This is a genomic window from Flavobacterium sp. UBA4854 (assembly GCF_002399805.1).
Classification (GTDB): Bacteria; Bacteroidota; Bacteroidia; order Flavobacteriales; family Flavobacteriaceae; genus Flavobacterium; species Flavobacterium ginsengisoli.
On record NZ_DHEI01000153.1, the window covers coordinates 58595 to 62506 of the forward strand.

The 3912-nt window shown below is 31.5% G+C and carries 3 protein-coding genes and 1 pseudogene; all 4 read left to right on the forward strand.

Going from position 1 to position 3912, the window contains the following annotated elements; translation table 11 throughout:
• A pseudogene (locus B3J44_RS22135) lies at positions 1 to 237 on the forward strand (aspartate kinase); the annotation flags it as partial.
• Between the two features lie 386 nt (positions 238 to 623).
• A complete protein-coding gene (locus B3J44_RS22140; RefSeq protein WP_286971477.1) occupies positions 624 to 1187 on the forward strand; it encodes an RNA polymerase sigma factor in 564 nt (187 codons plus the stop codon).
• Between the two features lie 469 nt (positions 1188 to 1656).
• Positions 1657 to 2835 carry a FecR family protein gene (locus B3J44_RS22145; RefSeq protein ID WP_286971478.1) on the forward strand — a complete coding sequence of 393 codons (1179 nt, stop codon included), beginning with the start codon at positions 1657 to 1659 and terminating at the stop codon, positions 2833 to 2835.
• A gap of 190 nt (positions 2836 to 3025) precedes the next feature.
• Positions 3026 to 3912: STN domain-containing protein (locus B3J44_RS22150; protein WP_286971480.1), on the forward strand; the 887-nt coding region annotated here is incomplete at its 3' end.

Consider the following 3912-nt stretch of genomic DNA (forward strand, 5'->3'; position numbering starts at 1 on the left):
AAACATTTCATGAGAGAAAAATTAATCCAAAAATTAGATAATTTAGCTTCTATTACAGTAAAATTACCAAAAGAAAACATTGTTGTTCCTGGTATTTACTACTTCATTTTCCAACGTTTGGCTTGGGAAGGAATCATCATCAACGAGGTAATTTCGACTTCAAATGAGTTTACCATTTTAGTTGGAGAAGATCAAGTTGATGTTGCTTTTAAAGTAATTAAAGACTTGAAAAACTAATTTAGAAAATATCTAATTTTAAAATAAAATTAGAGTTTATAACACTAAAAATCCTTTTGTCTTCTATAGATAAAAGGATTTTTCTTTTGAAATAAAATGAGATAAAAGACCAAATTTCATATTTCGTAGATAAGAATATTCTCAAAAGTCAAATTCATAATTAAAATTTATTTTGCAATAGCGTCAAAATAACACTTACTAGTGCGACTGCGACTTAACAAGAGTTTTTGTTTCTTTCTTTAAAAAACTAACAAAAAATCCGAATTAAGTTTTTTTATATATAATTTGTTGCGAATATTATTTTTATATATTTGCGATGAAGTCAGACATCAGACCTCGCATTTTGATAGTTTAATACCATTGGAATTAAATAAACGCAAATTAAATTGTTAGAAGCGGCCAACCATAGTGAAAAATTATTGGTAAGTGAACTCAAAAAAGGAAACGAAAAAGCCTTTCGCCAACTTTTTGATTTATTCCACCAAGATATTTATGGATATAGCATCAGTCTTCTAAAATCAAAAGAAGCTGCAGAGGAAAATGTACAGGATGTTTTTTTGAAGGTCTGGCTCAATCGCGAAAGTTTGAATGTAGAACAATCTTTTAAAGCCTACATTTTTACAATTGCCAGAAATCAGGCTTTTAATGTTTTGAATAAGGCTGCGAATGAAATTTTATTGAAAGAAGCCGTTTTCTACGAAAGTCAGAAATCACATGAATACGGAGATTATGCTGTTCGGGAAGCCGATTGCAAAAAACTCCGAAAACAAGCTATGAAACAGCTCCCGCCCAAACGGCGACAGATTTTTAAAATGTCTCGGAAAAAAGGAATGAGCTACGAAGAAATAAGCGAGGAACTCGGAATCTCGATAAACACGGTCCGGAACCAAATGAGTAAAGCGCTCGAATCGATGCGCGGTTTTTTTCAACTTCACGATGAAATTATCTAACCAAAACCACAAATATTGCCCTTAAAATCACTCTTCGGAGTGATTTTTTTTTGATTGCTTTTTTGCCACAGATTTAAAGAATTTCCACAGATTATTTTTTTAATCTGAAATGAGAAGAATTTCAACGTATTAAAATCCTTTTAATCCTTTTAATCTGTGGCAAAAAAAAATCTATTGCCTCCAGCTTTAGCTGGAGGTTTATGAGAAATTAAGATTTGGGCTTTAGCCAAAATTATCTCATTTGGCTAAAGCCATAATTTGACACTAATTTTTTTTGACCTCCAGCTAAAGCTAGAGGCAATTGAAATTATTTTCGAAAATTATTTCACTCTTTTCTTATTCCCAAAACACTAACAATCAAACACATAAAAAACACAAAATGTTAAAATTTAAAAATTTATAACGTTTGAGTAGTACTCAATTGCATCTCAGCTGTATTATAGAAACACAGAACCTAAAAACATTCTTAATGAATTCAAATTCTGAAATAAAAACGCTTTTAGAGAAGTTTATTTTAAATCAATGTACTGCCGAAGAAACAGAGCAAGTTGTTGCCTATTGCCGCAATAACAACCTTACCGAAGAATTTCCGACAGTAGAGGAAATAAAAAATCTCTTAGGCGAAATGCCAAAAATGGATGAGCAGAAAGCCAATTTAATTTTTGACAACATTTTATCTACAGCAAAAGATCAAGAAACAATTATCAAATTAGAACCTCAAAAATCAAATTACAGAAAGTACATCTCTATTGCTGCTTCTGTTTTGGTTCTTCTTGGAGTTGGATTTGCTTACAAACAAGGTTTTTTTAGTAAAACTGCAGATGTCCCGTTCGATTTTAAAAGTTCTGACATTGTTCTTCAAATGGAAGACGGTAGTGTTCAGATTATTTCTGAAAATGGAAAAGTTCAAGTTTATGACAAAAACGGAAATATTGTCGGGAATCAAAGTGGTGATAAATTGGTTTACCAAACTCAAACTAATTCTGATAAGTTGGCTTACAACACTCTTAAAATTCCGTTTGGCAAAAAATTTCGCCTACAATTATCTGACGGAACTATGGTTCATATAAACTCTGGCTCTACTTTAAAATATCCTGTAAAATTTATTGCTGGAGAAAATCGCCAAGTATATCTTGATGGAGAAGCTTTTTTTGATGTGGCAAAAGATAAAAAACACCCTTTTATTGTAAATGCTGACAACTTAAATGTACGCGTTTTAGGAACACATTTCAACGTTTCTAATTATCCTGAAGATACATTTACAGATGTTGTTCTAGTTGAAGGTTCTGTTGGTATGTACAGCTCTAACGAAGAATTTAATGCCGATAAAAGCACTATTTTAAAACCTGGTTATAAAGGAAGCTTCAACAAAGAAAATGCTTCAATCTTTACCAGACAAGTTATTACAGAAATTTATACTTCTTGGATAGATGGCGGACTGACTTTTAGAAACATGACTTTCAAAAACATTATTACTAAACTAGAAAGACGCTACAACGTAACGATCATTAATAAAAATGAAAAACTGGCTAATGAGAAATTTAATGCCAGCTTTAAAGAAGAATCAATTGAAAATGTTATGAGCTATTTTAATGACGTTCATGGCATTAATTACACCATAAAAAACGATCAAATACTAATTAAATAACCACTAAAACCAATACTATATATCATGAGATAACATTACGGGAATAAAAAAATCGGAAAGAGCTGCGAACAATTTCCGATTAACTAAGTGATTGAATATAACGAATTAACTACAATCAATTAACAAAATTATGAAAAAAAAATCTAAGAATAATGGGTTTCTATACTCATTGTTCCAAAATGACCTAAAATTGAAATTAACTACACTACTTATTTTGGTCGCCATGTTTAATATCAAAGCAAGTACTTATGCCCAAAAAACAAAAGTTACTCTTGATTTGAACAATTCAACAATCGAAAAGGTTATTGAGACCATTGAACAAAAAACGGATTTCAGATTTATTTACAAAATGAGTGATGTCGACTTAGATCGAACGGTTTCGATTTCTGTAAAAGAACAATCGATCTATACTGTTTTGGATAAAATTTTTAAAGGAACGTTTACTGAATTTAAAATTCGTGACACGCAAATTATCCTTAAAAAGCCAGAACTAAAATCACAAAATATTGAATATGAAAAAGAAACTATTTCTGGAATTATTACTGACGAAAATGGTGCCCCACTTCCTGGTGCGTCTATTTTAGAAGAAGGCACAAAAAACAGCACTGTAACTGATTATGATGGTAAATTCAAATTTATTGTCGAAAGCAGTTCTTCTATGATTGTAATAAGTTTTGTAGGATATAAAACAAAAAAAGTTGCTGCTGGTAATGGTACTTTAAATGTTCAACTGGAACCAGATGCAACAAATTTACAAGAAGTAGTATTGGTAGGTTACGGTACCGCAGCTCGTAAAGATGTTACGGGAGCAGTATCTTCTATTAACTCAAAAGATATGAATCAAGGAGCAATTGTAAACCCTTTGCAATTGATTTCGGGAAAAGCTGCAGGTGTAAATATCAATCAAATTGGTAGTGAGCCAGGAGGCGCTCCGAGTGTGCGTATTAGAGGTATTTCTTCTCTTATTGGGGGAAACGATCCTTTAGTTGTTGTAGATGGAATTCAGGGAAACTTAGACTTATTAAGTCAGATTCCACCAACTGAAATCGAAAATATCGATATCTTAAAAGATGCATC

Coding starts and splice junctions, on each gene's coding strand:
- B3J44_RS22145 (WP_286971478.1), top strand. CDS start 1,657: ATGAATTCAAATTCTGAAATAAAAACGCTTTTAGAGAAGTTTATTTTA.